The 16,202-nt window shown below is 71.0% G+C and carries 16 protein-coding genes and 2 pseudogenes; 8 read left to right on the forward strand and 10 right to left on the reverse strand.

Features of this window, described 5'->3' with window-relative positions:
* Positions 1 to 70 precede the first annotated feature (70 nt).
* Both ACGFMP_RS17140 and ACGFMP_RS17145 read right to left on the reverse strand, forming a co-directional pair.
* Positions 71 to 2,305, reverse strand: a complete 2,235-nt coding sequence (locus ACGFMP_RS17140) for a SpoIIE family protein phosphatase (protein ID WP_393673195.1) — start codon at positions 2,303 to 2,305, stop codon at positions 71 to 73.
* A gap of 190 nt (positions 2,306 to 2,495) precedes the next feature.
* Positions 2,496 to 2,870: a winged helix-turn-helix transcriptional regulator gene (locus ACGFMP_RS17145; RefSeq protein WP_393673196.1), complete on the reverse strand. Its 375-nt coding sequence runs from the start codon at positions 2,868 to 2,870 to the stop codon at positions 2,496 to 2,498.
* Positions 2,871 to 3,146: 276 nt separating this feature from the next.
* On the opposite strand from ACGFMP_RS17145, the gene ACGFMP_RS17150 reads away from it, so the two are divergent.
* Positions 3,147 to 4,250 carry a Gfo/Idh/MocA family protein gene (locus tag ACGFMP_RS17150; RefSeq protein WP_393673198.1) on the forward strand — a complete coding sequence of 368 codons (1,104 nt, stop codon included), beginning with the start codon at positions 3,147 to 3,149 and terminating at the stop codon, positions 4,248 to 4,250.
* Positions 4,251 to 4,370: 120 nt separating this feature from the next.
* Here ACGFMP_RS17150 and ACGFMP_RS17155 read toward each other — a convergent pair whose 3' ends face one another.
* Positions 4,371 to 5,342 carry an AraC family transcriptional regulator gene (locus ACGFMP_RS17155; protein ID WP_393673199.1) on the reverse strand — a complete coding sequence of 324 codons (972 nt, stop codon included), beginning with the start codon at positions 5,340 to 5,342 and terminating at the stop codon, positions 4,371 to 4,373.
* Positions 5,343 to 5,474: 132 nt separating this feature from the next.
* Between ACGFMP_RS17155 and ACGFMP_RS17160 the strand changes: the two genes are divergently transcribed.
* Positions 5,475 to 6,851 (forward strand): FAD-dependent oxidoreductase, encoded by a 1,377-nt coding sequence (locus ACGFMP_RS17160; protein WP_393673201.1) that lies wholly within the window; start codon positions 5,475 to 5,477, stop codon positions 6,849 to 6,851.
* A gap of 323 nt (positions 6,852 to 7,174) precedes the next feature.
* Here the strand turns inward: ACGFMP_RS17160 and ACGFMP_RS17165 are convergent, their stop codons facing one another.
* A complete protein-coding gene (locus tag ACGFMP_RS17165; RefSeq protein ID WP_393673203.1) occupies positions 7,175 to 7,588 on the reverse strand; it encodes an arsenate reductase ArsC in 414 nt (137 codons plus the stop codon).
* Between the two features lie 224 nt (positions 7,589 to 7,812).
* On the opposite strand from ACGFMP_RS17165, the gene ACGFMP_RS17170 reads away from it, so the two are divergent.
* Complete coding sequence (locus ACGFMP_RS17170; RefSeq protein ID WP_393673204.1) at positions 7,813 to 8,127, forward strand: ArsR/SmtB family transcription factor; 315 nt, start codon at positions 7,813 to 7,815, stop codon at positions 8,125 to 8,127.
* Positions 8,128 to 8,189: 62 nt separating this feature from the next.
* Positions 8,190 to 8,978: an aquaporin gene (locus tag ACGFMP_RS17175; RefSeq protein WP_393673205.1), complete on the forward strand. Its 789-nt coding sequence runs from the start codon at positions 8,190 to 8,192 to the stop codon at positions 8,976 to 8,978.
* Positions 8,979 to 9,209: 231 nt separating this feature from the next.
* On the opposite strand, the gene ACGFMP_RS17180 is transcribed toward ACGFMP_RS17175, so the two are convergent.
* Positions 9,210 to 9,575, reverse strand: a complete 366-nt coding sequence (locus ACGFMP_RS17180; RefSeq protein WP_393673206.1) for an ArsR/SmtB family transcription factor — start codon at positions 9,573 to 9,575, stop codon at positions 9,210 to 9,212.
* Positions 9,576 to 9,683: 108 nt separating this feature from the next.
* Here ACGFMP_RS17180 and ACGFMP_RS17185 point away from each other — a divergent pair, with 108 nt between their 5' ends.
* Positions 9,684 to 11,060 carry an NAD(P)-binding domain-containing protein gene (locus ACGFMP_RS17185; RefSeq protein WP_393673208.1) on the forward strand — a complete coding sequence of 459 codons (1,377 nt, stop codon included), beginning with the start codon at positions 9,684 to 9,686 and terminating at the stop codon, positions 11,058 to 11,060.
* A 29-nt stretch (positions 11,061 to 11,089) separates the two neighbouring features.
* A pseudogene (locus tag ACGFMP_RS17190) lies at positions 11,090 to 11,245 on the forward strand (glyoxalase/bleomycin resistance/dioxygenase family protein); the annotation flags it as partial.
* Positions 11,246 to 11,306: 61 nt separating this feature from the next.
* On the opposite strand, the gene ACGFMP_RS17195 reads toward ACGFMP_RS17190, so the two are convergent.
* The 3 genes and pseudogenes from ACGFMP_RS17195 to ACGFMP_RS17205 all read right to left on the reverse strand — a co-directional run bounded on the left by ACGFMP_RS17195 (position 11,307) and on the right by ACGFMP_RS17205 (position 11,853).
* Positions 11,307 to 11,540: a fluoride efflux transporter FluC gene (locus tag ACGFMP_RS17195; protein ID WP_393673209.1), complete on the reverse strand. Its 234-nt coding sequence runs from the start codon at positions 11,538 to 11,540 to the stop codon at positions 11,307 to 11,309.
* A gap of 61 nt (positions 11,541 to 11,601) precedes the next feature.
* Positions 11,602 to 11,685 (reverse strand): annotated as a pseudogene (locus ACGFMP_RS17200) (CrcB protein); the annotation flags it as partial.
* Between the two features lie 36 nt (positions 11,686 to 11,721).
* On the reverse strand, positions 11,722 to 11,853 hold the full coding sequence (locus ACGFMP_RS17205) for a hypothetical protein (RefSeq protein ID WP_393673210.1): 132 nt from the start codon (positions 11,851 to 11,853) through the stop codon (positions 11,722 to 11,724).
* 276 nt (positions 11,854 to 12,129) lie between these two features.
* Between ACGFMP_RS17205 and ACGFMP_RS17210 the strand changes: the two genes are divergently transcribed.
* On the forward strand, positions 12,130 to 13,155 hold the full coding sequence (locus ACGFMP_RS17210; RefSeq protein ID WP_393673211.1) for a TerC family protein: 1,026 nt from the start codon (positions 12,130 to 12,132) through the stop codon (positions 13,153 to 13,155).
* Positions 13,156 to 13,381: 226 nt separating this feature from the next.
* On the opposite strand, the gene ACGFMP_RS17215 is transcribed toward ACGFMP_RS17210, so the two are convergent.
* Together ACGFMP_RS17215 and ACGFMP_RS17220 are read right to left on the reverse strand one after the other, a co-directional pair.
* Positions 13,382 to 13,594 carry an EF-hand domain-containing protein gene (locus tag ACGFMP_RS17215; protein ID WP_393673213.1) on the reverse strand — a complete coding sequence of 71 codons (213 nt, stop codon included), beginning with the start codon at positions 13,592 to 13,594 and terminating at the stop codon, positions 13,382 to 13,384.
* Between the two features lie 259 nt (positions 13,595 to 13,853).
* A complete protein-coding gene (locus tag ACGFMP_RS17220) occupies positions 13,854 to 14,594 on the reverse strand; it encodes a multicopper oxidase domain-containing protein (protein WP_393673214.1) in 741 nt (246 codons plus the stop codon).
* A gap of 120 nt (positions 14,595 to 14,714) precedes the next feature.
* On the opposite strand from ACGFMP_RS17220, the gene ACGFMP_RS17225 reads away from it, so the two are divergent.
* Positions 14,715 to 16,070, forward strand: a complete 1,356-nt coding sequence (locus ACGFMP_RS17225; protein ID WP_393673216.1) for a lanthionine synthetase LanC family protein — start codon at positions 14,715 to 14,717, stop codon at positions 16,068 to 16,070.
* Positions 16,071 to 16,202 lie beyond the last annotated feature (132 nt).

The following is a 16,202-nucleotide window of genomic DNA, read 5'->3' on the forward strand; positions in this document are numbered from 1 at the left end:
ATGTGAAGTGGGGCGACTGCGATTTCTGCCCTGATGCGCTCCTCGCAGGTGGGCCTCGCTTCGTCCACCCCTACGCGTCCGGCGTGTCCGGCCCTTCGGACTTCAGCTCCATCCACACGGTCTTCCCGCGGCCGTTCGGTGAACTGCCCCACGTACTGGCCAGGCTGTCGACGATGACCAGCCCGCGGCCGTGCTCGGCGTGGGCCTGCTCGTCCTCGTCCGAGACCGACAAGGCGGAGGGCAGCGGCGGGTGGGGGTCGGAGTCGCGGACTTCGAGCCGGACGCGGTCGTCGTACTCGCGCATCCGGACGTCGACGTCGCTGTCGGCGTGGATGAGGGCGTTGGTGACCGCCTCGGAGGTGATCATCTCCAGCGCGTCGGAGATCTCCGGCACGTTCCACAATTCCAGGCAGCCTCGGACGAACCTCCGGGCATCGGCGACCCCCCTGAGGTCGTGCCGCGGAATCCCCATGTGCTCGATCCGTCGGCTGGCGCCTGCGGCGGCACCTTCGTAGTGCACCAGCAGGAGGGCCAGATCGTCGTGGCCGTCGGCTGCCGTTGCCGCCAGGCCGTCCGCCAGCTCCTCAAGGTCGCCGTCCGCGGACGCCAGCAGGTCCAGGGCCGCCGGGGGGATGTCGCCGGAGTCCGGCCGGTGCAGACCGTCGGTGTAGAGCATCAGGATGGCGCCGGGCGGGAGGACGGTGGAGCAGTTCGTCGCGGACGCCGGGGTGAGGCCCAGCGGCACGCCGACGATGTCGTCAAGGGACTCCAGCCGCCCCTCGGGGTGGCGCAGGAGTGGTGCGGGATGGCCCGCACGCGCGACCTCGAGGACACCGTCGTCAAGATTGAGGAAAGCGATGCAGCAGCTCGCGATGAGATCGGTGTCCAGCTCGGTGAGGAGGCTTCCGGCCCTCCCGAGCACCGCGGCCGGATCGTGGCCCTCCTTGGCATAAGCCATCACGGCACTGCGCAACTGCCCCATGATGATCGCGCTGTCGGTGCTGTGCCCCTCCACATCGCCGACGATGAGTCCGATACGCCCGTCGGGCAGCTTCAGCACGTCGTACCAGTCGCCGCCCAGGCCGGCATCGGTCCTGGCCGGGACGTAGCGGGCGGTGGTGACGACCCCGGGCAGCGCCGTCAGCACACGCGGGAGGAGCGTCCGCTGCAGGCTCTCCGCCAGGACGTGCTCGTACGCCGCGAGCTGGGCGCGCTCGACCGCCATGGCGAGGAGGTCCGCGAGCATCATCAGGGCGGCCTGCTCCTCGGTGTCGAGTGACCGCTCCTCGGCGAAGGACAGGCAGCAGACGCCCACAGGGCGGCCCCCGACGTACAACGGCAGGACAGCCCAGCTGTTCGCCGTGTCGTCACCGTCGAAGGCCCCGGGGTAGCGGCTCCTGAGCTCGGCGCGGCTGGTGAAGAACCTCGGAAAATGGGTGAGCGCCGCGTCCGCCCACGGCGTTCCCGGGACCAGACCGGCACCGTGCAGCTCGCGGACGACTGCGGAGTGCACGCCCACACTGCCGGTGACCCACAACCGTTCGTCGGCCAGCCGGCCCACGACGACCCCCTGGGCCCCGAAAGGCGTCATGAGGCGTTCGACCACCGCCGGCGTGATCTCGTCCAGCCCTGTCAGCCTGGCGAGCCGGGTGCTGAGCTTGTGGACCTGGTACATCAGCGACAGGCCGCACGACCCCGCCACCCCCGGCATTCCCCAGTCCTGCGCGGACCGTGCGATGTCGCCATTCGTTCCCGCAGCAGGCACCAGGAGCGTGTGCGGACCCGGCGCGACCACCGCCCCGCGCTCGGCCATGGCGTCCAGCCGGTCGGTGAGCTGATCCCCTACCGCGCGCAGATGCGTACGCAGCGCGGGGTCCGGTGTCTGCTCCTCGCCCTGCGCCGACAAACGCACGACGGTCAGCGCTCCGTGGCGGCGGTCACGTCCCACCAGGGGCACGGACACCGCCGAGTACGGGAAGGGGATCACATAGGCGAAGGAAGGGCCGCCGGGTTCGGGGGCAGGGCCGCCCACCACGGTGAGCTCACCCGTGCGCCATGCGGTGGCGGAGGCATGAGGGGCGTCGGTGGACATCACATCGGGCATGCCGAAGACGAACGGTACGGGGCCCTGGATCACGGCCGCCCTCAGCCGGGCTCCGCTCGGCTCGGCGAGGTAGACGAGGCCCGCAAGGGCGTCCGACGCGGTGACGCACTCCGCAAGCGGAGACAGGAGTACCCCGGGCAGCCCGTCCTCTGCGGTCGCGCTGCCCCGCACATCCCCCTGGTCATTCCGCGGGTCTCTCATGGCCGGGTGCCCTCCGCCCAGTTCGGACGCGGCCCCGCCGCGACCGCTCTGCTGGCGTCGCGGATGATCCGGTGGCCGCGCGGGTGAGGAGACGCACCACCCGCAGGTGGCGGCGCCGAGACCATCCGAGAATACCTCGGCACCGGGTCCGGCGCCGGGCGGAGCGTGCGGCCGACGCCTCGGGCTGGCGTCAGGACACCGCGGATCCCTTGGCTGCGTCATATGCGGCACGGGATCGGGCGATCGCCTCGTGCTCGCGCTCCGCCCACAGCGCCAGGTCACGGACCGTGACCAAGAGGGACAGCCCGCGCTCCGTCAGGGCGTACTCCACCCGGGGCGGGGTCTGCGGGTGCACCGTCCTGGTCACCATGCCGTCCCGCTCCAGTGCCCGCAGGGTGGCGCTGAGCATGCGCGGGGTGATCGGGGCGCTGAGCCTCAGCAGTTCGTTGTAGCGCAGCGACGCGCCGTTCAGGTTGCAGATGACCACGACGGTCCACTTGTCGCCTATGCGCTCCAGGATGTTCCTGATCGTCGCACGGCTCTCCGGGGCGCATGTCGAGGACACATAAGAGGGCTGGGGAGTCGGGTCCATTACTTCCCCTCGGTATAGCTCGGCACGCGAAAGTGCGTTCTTGTGTCCGTCGGGACGGCGAGGCACGCTTGCAGTATCGATGAGGTACTAGATATCTCATCAATACTTCCACGCAGCCCGGGAGAGATCCAGCCAAGCGGCGAGGAGCACCGCCGGAACCAGGCGAAAGCCGGCCGGACGCAGTGCGCTCCCACTCAGGCGGACACCGACCTCGTCCGCGGCCGCACCCCCTGAAGGCAAGGAACCGTCATGAGGAAGATCGGCGTCGGCATCATCGGCGCGAGCACCGGCGGATGGGCTTCCATCAGCCACGTCCCGGCTCTGCGCGCCCTGGACGAATTCGAGCTGCGCGCGGTCGCGACCACCCGACGGGCGTCCGCCGAAGCGGCGGCAAAGGAGTACGGTGCGCCCCTGGCGTTCGACAACGCCGCGGAGCTGGTGGCGCACCCGGACATCGACGTCGTCGTCGTCGCCGTCAAGGTCGTCCACCACAAGGCGCTCGCGTCGGCCGCTCTCGCCGCCGGCAAGGTCGTGTACTGCGAATGGCCGCTGGGCGTCTCGTTGGAGGAGGCGGTGTCGCTGGCGGACCAGGCGGCGATCGCACGTGCACGCACGGTCATCGGCCTGCAGTCCCGGAACGCTCCGGTCATCCGCCACGTCCGGGACCTGGTGGCGGAGGGGTACGTCGGCCGGGTGCTCGGGACCACGATGGTGGGCTCCGGGGTGGCCTGGGGCGCCGAGACGACCAGCGCGCAGGCGTACACCTTTGACTCGGCGGGGGGCGCCACCGCCTTGACCGTACCGGCGCTCCACGCCCTGGACGCCATGGACTTCGTCCTCGGCGACTTCGCGGAGATCTCCGCCCGGCTGGCGACGGCCCGAACCGAGGTCCGCGTCACCGATACCGGCGGGACGCTGCCGGTCACGGCGCCCGATCAGATCTCCGTTGCCGGAACCCTCACCCAGGGAGCGACGGCCGCCGTCTACTACCGTGGCGCGTTCTCCCGCGGGGACAACTTCCGATGGGAGATCAACGGTACCGAGGGTGACCTCGTGGTGACCGCCCCCGGCGTCAACGGGAACCTCCAGGTCGCCGACCTGGTCCTGCAGGGCGGCCGCGGCGCCGACACCGCTGTCGCCGAGTTGACGGTTCCCGAGGCGTACTACAGCCGCGTGCCGCGCACCCTCACAGGGCCGGCCCACAACGTTGCCCAGACCTACGCCACGCTCGCTGAGGACCTGGGTTCCGGCGCCACCACGCTTGTGGGCTTCGACCACGCGGTGCGACAGCACCGGCTGATCGAGGCGATCCGGACGGCGTCGCTCACCGGGTCCGCGCAGACACCGAACTGATCCACCCGCAGAACCGGGACGTCCACTCGACCGGGAACGCCAACCGGCGGCTCGGCCCGCCACGGGAGCGCGTCATTCGCCGAGTCCCCGATGCTGCCCGGCCGAAGACCTGACGGCTGGTCATTCCCCCCTGAGCGGCCGCCCTGCCGCCCCGCGTCCCGGGGCTGTCCCGCCCGCGGGCGCGTTCATCGCCGCGGCGCGCCGCCAACCGGCGGGAGTCGTCCCGGTGATGGTCCGGAAGGCCCGCCCGAAGGCGGAGGGCGAGCGGTAGCCCACGCTTTCTGCGATGTCCCCCAGACCGCGCTGCGTGGTGGTCAGCAGGTCCGCCGCCACCGTCATCCGGGTCCGGGTGAGGAAGTCGGCGACACCCATGCCGGTGGCGGCGGAGAAGTGCCGTACCAGGGTGGCCCGCGAGACGCCCGCGACGCCGGCCAGCGCGGCGATCGTCCACGGCTTGTCCGGTTCGTGCACGACGGCCTCGATGACGGCCCGCAACCCGGGGTCGACCACGGATGTCCACGAGGACACTCCGGCGCCTCCGGAGTTGCCGCCGCCACCGCGCAGGACGAGCGCCAGCAGCGCCTCGCAGAGCGAGGCCAGCAGGGCTCCGGCCCCTGGTCCGTCCAGCGCCGCCTCGTTTCGCATCAGCTCGCCGAGCAGCCGCAGCGGGGAGTCGGCGCCGGTGCCGAACGAGGCGTGCAGGATGTCGGGCAGCCCCGCGAAGAGCACGTCCCCGGCGCCCGGCCGGTAGCTGAAGCGGCCGCAGAAGAGGTCCACGTCCGGCGCGGAAGGGCTGCGCAAGGTGGCCAGGGACACGCCGTCGTGCCGTGCGGGTGGCACCGGAGCCGCGTCCGCTCGGACCCGCACGCGGTGTCGCTCGGCACGCGGAAGGATGAGGACATCGCCCGCTTCCAGGTCCACCATGCGCCCGCCGGTCTGCACCGCGCAGCGGCCGGCCAGCAGGATGTGGAAGGGCACCTGGCCCGCCGGGCCGGCCGGGTTGTCCAGGACGTGACCGCCCGTCAGCAGGCAGCGCACCTCCAGGTCGGCCTCCAGGCGGGCCATACGGATGAGCGTGCTGATCGCATCCATCGCGTCTCCTCCGGTCCTGGCCCCGCCTGGAACTGCACGAGAGCCTCGTGCCCGGCAGATGTGAGACTATCTCGACGATAACTGATCCTTCTCCGCGTTGTAGGGTCAGCCAGGCGGGTGGATCCTCTACACATGGACACACTGCACGCGGATCTTCTGGTGATCGGCTTCGGCAAGGGCGGCAAGACGCTGGCGGCGACCATGGGCCGTGCGGGCAAGCGGGTCGTCATGGTGGAGCAGTCCGCAAAGATGTACGGCGGGACTTGCATCAACATCGGCTGCGTACCGACCAAGGCCCTCATCCACCGGGCCTCGGAGCGTCCGGACGGCGCTGACCGCGCGAAATGGTACGCCGAGTCCGTCGCGTGGACCGCGGAGCTGACGTCCGCAATGCGCGGAAAGAACTTCCGCATGCTCGACACCCTCGACTCCGTGACCGTGGTGACCGGCACGGGCGCCTTCCTCGACGAGCACACGGTGGAGGTGGTCGCCGGCGACGACCGCCTGGAGATCACCGCGGACACCATCGTGATCAACACAGGCGCCCAGAACGTGATTCCTGACATCCCCGGCCTGCGCGACAGCCCCCACCTGGTCACCGGCACCGACCTGATCGCCGGGCCCGACATGCCGCACCGGATCACCATCCTCGGCGCCGGTTACCAGGGGCTGGAGTTCGCCGCGATGCTGAGCAGCTACGGGACCGAGGTCACCGTCCTGGAGAGCACCCCGCGCATCCTGCCGCGGGAGGACGACGACATCGCCCAGGCCGTGCGGGACATCCTCGACGGTGAGGGGATCACCTTCGTCACCTCCGCCCGCGTCACCCGTGTCGAGGACACCGACGACGCGGCCGTCGTCCACTACGAGCACGACGGGGCCGCGGCCACCGTCACCGCCGACCTCGTGCTCGCCGCCACCGGTCGGGCGCCGCGGACGGACGGGCTACGGCTCGAGGCCGCCGGCGTGCGCAGCACCGCGCGCGGGGCCGTCGAGGTGGACGCGCACCTGCGCACCAACCGCCCGCACATCTTCGCCGTCGGCGACGTCAACGGCGGGCCGCAGTTCACCTACGTCTCCCTCGACGACCACCGGATCGTCGCGGACCAGCTTCTGGGCGAAGGGCGGCGCTCCACCGCCGACCGGGTGGCCGTCCCGTTCACGGTCTTCATGACACCACCGCTGGCCCGGGTCGGCCTGACGGAGGCGGAGGCGCGCGCCACCGGCCGGCCCGTGCGGGTGGCCGCCAAGCTGATCGCGGACGTGATGGCGATGCCCCGCGCGAGCATCCTCGGCGACACCCGGGGGCTGATGAAGTTCGTGGTGGACGCCGAGACCGACGCGATCCTCGGCGCTGCGATCCTCAGCGTGGACGCGCAGGAGATCGTGAACACCGTGGCGCTGGCGATGCGCAGTGGTACGACCGCCGGGACGCTCCGCGACTCCATCTGGACACACCCCAGCTCCACGGAGGCCCTCAACGAGGTGCTGGCGACCGTCGTCCGCTGACTCCGGCCACTTCAGCCGTTCTCGGGTGTCGCCGATGTCGTGGCGGTCGTCCGGAGCCCGCGCCTCGGGGTCCCGGACGGGGCGTTGAGTCCCCTGGGCGGTCAGGGGGGGCGGCGAGTACGTCGGTCTCCTGGCCGGGCGTGGCTGCTGCGGCGCGGTCGGTGAATGCGGCGACGTGGCGTTCGGCGTCGAGGTCGAGCCGCCCGGCGAACAGTTCGGTGCGCGGGTCGTGGCCGATCGCGATGGACAGCCCTGGGCGTCCAGGCGCCCGGTTCCCTGGGAGCCGACGACCACCGCGCCCCCCACCGCGGACTGGTCGGCGCTCACCCCCGGGCGTCCGGGGCGATCTCGGCGATCAGGCCCTCGACCAGGACCTTGATCTCGTCACGGATGGGCCGTACGGCCTCCACGCCTTGGCCGGCGGGGTCTTCGAGCTCCCAGTCGAGGTACCGCTTGCCGGGGAAGACCGGGCATGTGTCGCCGCAGCCCATGGTGACGCAGACGTCGGAGGTGCGGACCGCGTCGATCGTGAGGACCTTGGGGACCTCGGCGGAGATGTCGATGCCGACCTCGGCCATCGCCGCGACGGCGGCCGGGTTGACCTCCTTGCCGGGCGTGGAGCCTGCGGAGCGGACCTCGACGCGGTCGCCTGCGAGGTGGGTGAGCCAGGCGGCGGCCATCTGGGAGCGGCCGGCGTTGTGGACACAGACGAACAGCACGGACGGCTTGTCGGACACGGTCTCGTTCTTTCTGTCGGCGTGGAGCGGAGCGGTGAAGGGCAGATGGTGGCGAGCAGTTCGGAACGCACGGTCGCGGTCAGCGGGCGGTGGTCGGGAGGGGCAGCGGGGGCCGGAGCCGGTACGGATGCGGGCAGAGCCCTCCGGCAAGTGGAGGGCTGCTCGGGGTGCGCGGAATCGGGCGGGGATGGCATCAGCGCAGACTGATGTGAAAGTATCACCCCATGCTGACGTCAGTCGACACTGATCTGCTTCGGGTGCTGGCCGACCCGCTGCGCCTGCGGATCGTCACCCTGCTCGCCCGTGAAACGCTCTGCACGACGCACCTGGTGGAGGAGACCGGTGCCCGGCAGACCAACCTGTCCAACCACCTGAAGGTGCTGCGGGAGGCCGGGGTCGTCGAGACCGAGCCGTGCGGCCGGTTCACCTACTACAAGCTGCGCCCGCAGGTCCTGGAGCGGCTCGCCGGATCGTTCACGGAGCTGGCGGCCACCGCGCGCCACACGGAGCTGAACAACACCAAGCGCGCCTGCCCCTGACCCCCGCCCGCTCCCTTCCGCCGGCCTTGCGGCCGGCGCCGTCGCCGTACTCGGAGACCTCCTTGAGCGCCACCGACACCGCCACCGACGCGGCTGCCGAACCCGTCGCCCCTGCGCCCGCCGCGCCGCATCCGGTTTCCGGCACCGCCCCGCCCCGCGTGCCGCCGGCCCGACGTGCGGCGGCCGAACTGGTCGGCACCGCCGCCCTCGTGACGGTGGTGGTCGGCTCGGGCATCCAGGCCACCGAACTCACCGACGACGTCGCCCTGCAGCTCCTGGCGAACTCCACCGCGACCGTCTTCGGCCTCGGGGTGCTGATCGCCTTGCTGGGCCCGGTCTCCGGCGCGCACTTCAACCCCGTGGTGACGCTGGCCCAGTGGTGGACCGCCCGCCGCGGCGGCCCCGGCGTCACCCTGCGGGAGGCCGCGCTCTACATCCCCGCCCAGATCGCCGGGGGGATCGGCGGCGCGATCCTGGCCGACGCGATGTTCGGCAGGGCGCTGGTGACATTCTCCACTCACGACCGCAGCGCCGGGCACCTGCTGCTCGGCGAGGTCGTGGCCACCGCCGGCCTGATCCTGCTGATCTTCGGGCTGGCCCGCACCGACCGCCTGAACCTGGCGCCTGTCGCGGTCGCCTCCTACATCGGCGCCGCCTACTGGTTCACCTCCTCCACCTCCTTCGCCAACCCGGCGGTCACCATCGGCCGGACTTTCACCGACACCTTCGCGGGTATCGCCCCCGGCTCCCTCGCCGGCTTCATCGCGGCCCAACTCGTCGGCGCTGTGGCCGGTCTGGTCCTGGTCGCCGTCGTCTTCACCGTGCCGAGACCGGACGACGCCGCCGCTTGAGGCCGGCATCGAAGGTCAGGCGGGCGATGGCGGTGCCGGCCGCACCGGTGCAGGTCGTGCTGTGATCGGCCGGGTGGTGCAAGATCGCGAGGACGGTCGTCACCACCAGGTCGCTGTGCCGGTTCTGGGCGAGCTGCGGGAACGCCTCGTCGGTGTCGCGGTGGGGGAGGTGCGCAGAGTGTCGTCAAGTGGCAAGCGCCGCCGGATTGGCCGGCGGGACCGCCGAAATGGTCAGCGCTGCACGTCGAGCATCGCCGACATGCCCGCCACCACCGACGGGGCGACGGTGTAGTACACCCATGTCCCGCGCCGCTCGGAGGTCAGCAGGCCCGCCTCGCGGAGCTTCTTCAGATGGTGGGAGACGGTCGGCTGTGAGACGCCGACGTCCTGGATGTCGCAGACGCATGCCTCGCCGCCCGGGTGCGAGGCGATCTTCGAGAACAGCCGCAGCCGCACCGGGTCCGACAGTGCCTTGAACATCGCGGCCATCTTCTCCGCGTCGGCCGCCGACAGCTCGCCCGCGGTGATCGGCGGGCAGCACGGCGCCACCGGCTCGTCCTGGATGACGGGCAGCTCGACGATCTGCGAATTCGACATGCGTCTATGTTGACACTCGTCGATAAGGGAGGCAACCTACGAGGTATCGACAAACATCGAAACAGCGGCCCGGTGAACGCCGGATCGCGCTGGGAGAAGGGCACCGTCATGCCAGCACCCGCCACCACCGAGCTGCCGGTCGTCGTCGTCGGCGCCGGCCCCACCGGGCTCGCCGCAGCCGCCCACCTGGTCGAGCGCGGCCTGACCCCGCTCGTCCTGGAGCGGGGCCCGGCCGCCGCGGACGCGGTACGCGGCTGGTGTCACGTGCGGCTGTTCTCCACCTGGGCCGAGCTGACCGACCCCGCCGCCGAGAAGCTGCTGGCCCCCACCGGCTGGACCAAGCCCGCCACGGACACGTACCCGAGCGGTGGGGACTGGGTGGAGCTGTACCTGCAGCCGCTCGCCGGCGCACTCGGCGACGCGGTCCGCTACGGCGCGACCGTCACCGGGGTCTCCCGCCTGGGCCGGGACCGCATCGTGGATACCGACCGCGACACCCAGCCCTTCACCGTCCACTACACGCTCACCGACGGAACCGAGGAACGGGTGCTCGCCCAAGCGGTCATCGACGCCTCGGGCACCTGGTCCCTGCCTTCCCCCGCGGGTGGCAACGGCCTGCCCGCACTCGGGGAACGCGCCGCCGCCGACCACATCACCTACCGCGTGCCCGACCTCGGGGACCCGGCCGTCCGCGCCCGCTACGCAGGAAAGCGCACCGCGGTCATCGGCTCGGGCGCCTCCGCCTTCACCGCCCTGGCATCGCTCGCCGCCCTGGCCAAGGCCGACGACGGCACGGGCACCCACGCGGTCTGGGTGCTCCGCCGCGGCATCAGCGGTTCCACCTTCGGCGGCGGGAGCGCCGACCAGCTCCCCGCCCGCGGCGCCCTCGGCCTGGCCGCGAAGGCCGCCGTCGACAACGGCCACGCCGACGCCGTCACCGGCTTCCGCACCCACGCGATCGAACGCGACGCCGACGGTCGGCTGATCCTGACCGGCGACGACGGGCAGCGCCTGGAGCCGGTCGACGAGGTCATCGTGCTGACCGGCCTGCGCCCCGACCTCGGCTTCCTGTCCGAGCTTCGCCTCGCCCTGGACGAGCGCCTCCAAGCCCCCGTTGCGCTCGCGCCGCTGATCGACCCGAACCAGCACTCGTGCGGCACCGTCTACCCCCACGGCCACCGCGAACTGTCCCACCCCGAGGCCGGCCTCTACCTGGTCGGCATGAAGTCCTACGGACGCGCCCCGACCTTCCTCGCCATGACCGGATACGAGCAGGTCCGCTCGGTCACCGCCGCCATCTCCGGCGACACCGAAGCAGCCGACCGCGTCGAACTCACCCTGCCCGAGACCGGGGTCTGCGGCGGCGCCGGCCTCTTCGACGCCCCGGAAACCGCTCAGGCCGACGGAGGCAGCTGCTGCGCCCCCGCTCCCGCACTGGTGCAGATCGGCATCGGCGCGCCCGCATCGACCGGCGGCTGCTGCTGAACACCCCACCCCTGCATCAGGAGGTCGTCATGTCCCGCGTCCAACCGCACTGCGCGTCCCCGACCTTGAGGCGTCCATCGCCTTCCACACCAAGCTGTTCGGCACCGAGCCCGCCAGACTCCGCGACGGCTACGCCGACTTCGCCATCATCGAACCCCCGCTGAAACTGGTCCTGGTCCAAGGACACCCTCGCCGAAAGCAGTTGCTGCTGAACGGAAGTGACCGGCCTGCACACCGGCTGGCCGGTCAAGGGGCACCGCCGGATCGGCTGGACCCCTTGTTCACCCGAGGAGTGCCTGGGCGAGGGCGGCCGAGGTAGGCGGTGCCGAGGCCCGCGACAAGGCTGACGCCGACGTTGGCGATCGCGAAGCAGCGGGAGCCGGTCTCGGCCAGGCGCAGGTTTTCGGAGGAGAACGTGGAGTAGGTGCTGAGCGTTGCGCACAGGCCGGGGCCGATGAGGTGCTGCACTGATTCGGGCACCGTGGTGGCCGTCGAGGAGCTTCTTCGTGTCGAGGGCGGCGGTGGAGAAAGTGGTGTAGCTGCCGAGGACGCCGGTGCCGAGGAACGGCCGGGTCAGGGGATGGGGGGTGAAGCGTTCGGTGACCAGGACCATGAGGATGCGCATGGCGGCGCAGCCGGTGACGTTGATCCAGACGGTGGTTCAGGGGAAGGCGCCGGTCCCGGTGGGCCAGATCAGGGTGGCGCCGTAGCGGGCACTGGCCCCCAGGACCCCGCCTGCTGCGATGGCGGCGAGGATCTCTGCGTGCTCGCGGCGCGGGCTGCGGCCCGGCACGCGGGGCCATGGATCGATCGCGGCATCGTGGCCGCCTTCAGCTGTCCTCTGACCACAACCGGCACCCGCTTCACGGCGTACGCACCCGCCTGGGACATCGCCAGGGTGATGCCTGGCCCAGGCCGGCTGCGCCACCCGGGCGGATCGCGGCAGAATGCCCGCCGAATACAGAAATGGGTGCTTATCGTGTGGTTCGGGCGATAAGTACACGCCACGTGGTGAACACTCTCCCTGAGGCAGGCTTACCTTCCCCACTGCCCGTGTGAGGTGTCTTCCGTGCAGGATGTGCCGTTCTGGCTGTGGGCGGTCTTCGTGGTCACTGTGGTCGTGGCACTGGCGGTGGACCTGCTGGCCCACCGGGATGCGCACGTCATCGGTTTCAGGGAAGCCGCAGCGTGGAGCGGAGCGTGGGTCGGTCTCGCAGTCGTCTTCGGCATGGTTGTCTTCCTGGTTCTGGGCACGACGCCGGGCGTGGAGTACACCACCGCGTGGCTGCTGGAGAAGAGCCTGTCGGTCGACAACCTGTTCGTCTTCGCGCTGATCTTCGCCTACTTCAAGGTCCCGCGCGCCTACCAGCACCGTGTGCTGTTCTTCGGCGTCGTGGGCGCGCTGGTCTTCCGTGGCCTCTTCCTGGCCGCCGGCGTGGCTGTGGTCAGCAGGTTCACGGCGGTGCTGTTCGTCTTCGCGGCCATCCTCTTCTACAGCACGTACAAGATCCTCAAGGGGGAAGAGGAGAGCTTCGACCCAGGCAGGAGCATCGCGGTGCGGCTGCTGAGGAAGTTCGTGCCGGTCCGGGACGAGTACGCCGGGATGAAGTTCTTCGTCATGGAGGCAGGCAAGCGGGTCGCCACGCCGCTGCTCGCGGTCGTGGCCGCGATCGAGGCGGCCGACCTGGTCTTCGCCGTCGACAGTGTGCCGGCCGTTCTCGCGGTCAGTGACGATGCCTTCATCGTCTACACCAGCAACGCGTTCGCCATCCTCGGCCTGCGTGCCCTGTACTTCCTGCTCGCAGGGTTGCTCGACCGCTTCCACTACCTGAGCAAGGGCCTCGCGATGATCCTGTCGTTCATCGGCGTGAAGTTGATCCTTCAAGCGTCCCACAAGCTCTTCAGCACCACCATCCCCGAGATCCCGTCAGCGGTCAGCCTGGCGGTCATCGTGGTGATCCTGGCGGCATCCGTAGTGCTGAGCACCCGCTACCCTCAACCGACCAGTACCGAGGGAGCAACTCCCGCCGAGCACGACCGGAACGGCACTGAGCCCCGCCCTGCCGGCGAGCAACCCCCACGTGAGGAGGGCTGAGGCGGACGGTGGGCCGACTCCTGGCGGCAGGGGGTGGCCTCGGAGGCGACCCGGTCGGCGCATGGCATCACACATTCAGGGCTGTCCCGTAAATGGTCCACGGACAGCCCTGAAACGGTGGCGGACACGGTGCGGTCGAGCCAGCGGGTGGGGCGTCGCCGACCTCGATGTCGGTGCGCGCACCGAGTCGGTGCGGGCGCCCGCACCGAACCGGCAGGTCGATCGGTCAGGCGAAGAAGGACTTGAACTCGGCGAGGGTGATCCGCCGATCGCCGTCCGTGTCGGCCCCTCGGACGACGTCCGCGAGTTTCACCCCTTCGACGGCGCCGCTGTGGGCCTTCCCGTAGTCCCGCAACTCACTCAGCCGGATCTCCCCGTTTCCGTCCGCGTCGATCTCCGCGAACACAGCCTCGGCTTCGGCCTCGGTCATCTTGCCCATTGCTCCTCCTGAATACGGGTACGGACCACCCTGGCGTCTCGGATCGAGAGGCGGGCGTTGTGACACAGGACGCTCCGCCGATTCATCACATCGAGGAGCACCGTGACGACCGGCCACCGCTGGCGCTTTCGAGACCAGGTGGCGGTCGAACCCGCACGAGAACCCACCTCGTTCCCTTCGCGCTGGGGCAGGGCATCAGCGTCGCCGCGAAGGACAGTTCGGGCCCGGCCTCTGCGGGCGAATGCCCCGGGGGGCCCGCTCAGCGGGTTCGGTCGGGGACGTATTCGACGGTCTGCATCATGCCGGGGTCCTCGTGGCGGAGCTGGTGGCAATGGACGACGGTACGGCCCGTGAAGCCCTCGTACCTGACCAGGAAGGTGACGGATCGGGCCGGTACTCCGTCGGCCAGGCCGATGGTGTCGTGCCAGACGGGCGGGTCGAGACGTTGAAGACGCCGGGTTCGACGGCCCCGCCACCGCGGCCGCCCGCAGCGCGTAAGGGCCCGGCGTGCCGCCCCGGACCAGGACGTCCGCGCGGTTGCCCATCGCCAGCTCCACCTCCGGGCCGCTGACCGGCCTGGGGAAGGTGACCCCGTCCTGGGTGATCTGATGCAGGGGCAGGTTGCCGCGGTCCCCGGTGATCGTGAGTGTGGCCGCCGCGCACGCGCAGGGTCGGCCCCGGGATCGCTCCGTTGTAGGTGCGCGTGGTGACAGGGCCGTAGCCAGGGACGGCGATCTCGGTGAAGCGGACATCGGGGACCGGGCCCCGCCGGGCGTCGCTGCGAGGCCGGCGGGGAGGGCCTTGAGTACCGACCGACGACTGATTCCCGCACTTTCTCGCATAAGCGCGGAAGATAGATCAACCAATCCGCAATTGCCCGGATGCCACGCTCGTTCGGGCCCCGCGCGCCGCCGCAAGAGGACGGGGCGCCCGTCACCACCGGCGCCGGCCATGTCGAATACGGGCACCGCGACTCTGCACTGGTCACGAACCGTTTCATCCAGCGGTAGGCGCACGGTCCTGACAGCCGGAAGGACAGCGCCCGGGGGCCGGAAGCCTTCGACGGAGGCACGCGTCCGTGGCTGAGGCTGGTGGGTCGGGCGGCTTGTAGCCTGAAACGATGGCGAGGAACTACGCGTATCGGGAAACGGGCGAGGCCGCGTGGGCCTGGGTGCTGGACCAGTTGCGCGACGACGACGGTCCGTGGCTGCCGGAGACCGTGCCCGACGGTGACGGCGACGGTGTGCTCGAGCCGGCGGCGGATCGCGACTCGCTCTACGCCGGGATCGCCGGTCTGGCACCCGTGCTCGCCGAGATCGCGCAGTACCGGGAGTGGGACGCGCGGGAACAGGCCCTGGCGACAGGGATCGTGGCCAGGCTGACCGCGCGATCGGCGGGCGGGATGGAACCGTCGCTCTACGACGGCCTCGCGGGCTATGCGATGGCGTTGAGGATGCTCGCGCCGGGGGAGGAGACGAAACCCTTGCGGCGGCTCGCCGAACTGGCGCACCGGGACGGGTGGAGGAGCACCCTCGCGTTCGAGGCGGACTCCGACGCGCCGCTGAACGACGTGGTCATGGGGACGGCCGGTGTGGTGTTGACGGCGGTCTGGGCGGGGGACGGTTTCAGCGAGTCGATCACCACGGCGGGCGGCGAAGCGCTGCTGCGGGCGGGGGACCGTACACCTGATGGGCTCGACTGGCCGATTGGGCCGCGGACGCAGGGGCGGGCGCCGAACTACTCGCACGGCACCGCGGGGGTTGCAGCGGCCCTGGCTGTGGCCGGTGCGGCACTGGGCCGGCAGGACTTCGTCGATGCCGCGGTGCAGGGCGCCCGACACGTCCTGGCAGTCGGCTCGTTGGCGGACGACGGCTTCATCGTCCCGCACACCATCCCGCCGTCCCGCCGGGAGGTGGACCCGGTGACGTACACCTGGTGCCACGGTCCGGCGGGTACCTCGCACCTCTTCACGGCGTTGGCGCACGCAGGGGTCACCGAGGTGGCGGGCCTCGACGTCGGAGAACTGCGGCAGCGCTGCCTCACCTCGATCCTCACCTCGGGCGTGCCGGAACGCCTGCGTCCCGGTTTCTGGGACAACGACGGCCGCTGCTGTGGCACGGCGGGGGTCGGGGACGTCCTGCTGGACGCGGCCCAGGACTGCCCGGATCCCGAGCGGCGGGAGATCCTGGAGCAGGCGGCCCTGACGATGGGCGACGCGTTGGTGCGGCGCGCGATCGCCGACGCGTCGGGCGTCCGCTGGCGCTTCCTGGAACACCGGCAGGATCCGCCACTTCTGCCGCCGGGAACTGCATGGATGCAGGGCGCGGCAGGGATCGCGGCCTACCTGCTCCGCCTCGGCCGGTTTACCGGAATCGGATCCGACGCCCCGGTGGTGGACCGCCCCGACCAGTGGTGGGCCGTACCCGCCCACCTGCGCAGCAACCACACCCGAGTCGGCAACCCGACGATCGTGTGACCCGCCGAGCCGGCACGGTCGGCGCCGCCGCGGCTGAGAGGACCTCCGCGTGTCAGGGCAGACACCACCCACGGGGCCGGATCTCACACGGCGCATCGTGATCGTCCACCGCCGCCGGATCCACGGTGCCCC

The organism is Streptomyces sp. NPDC049040 (assembly GCF_043197715.1).
GTDB lineage: Bacteria > Actinomycetota > Actinomycetes > Streptomycetales > Streptomycetaceae > Actinacidiphila.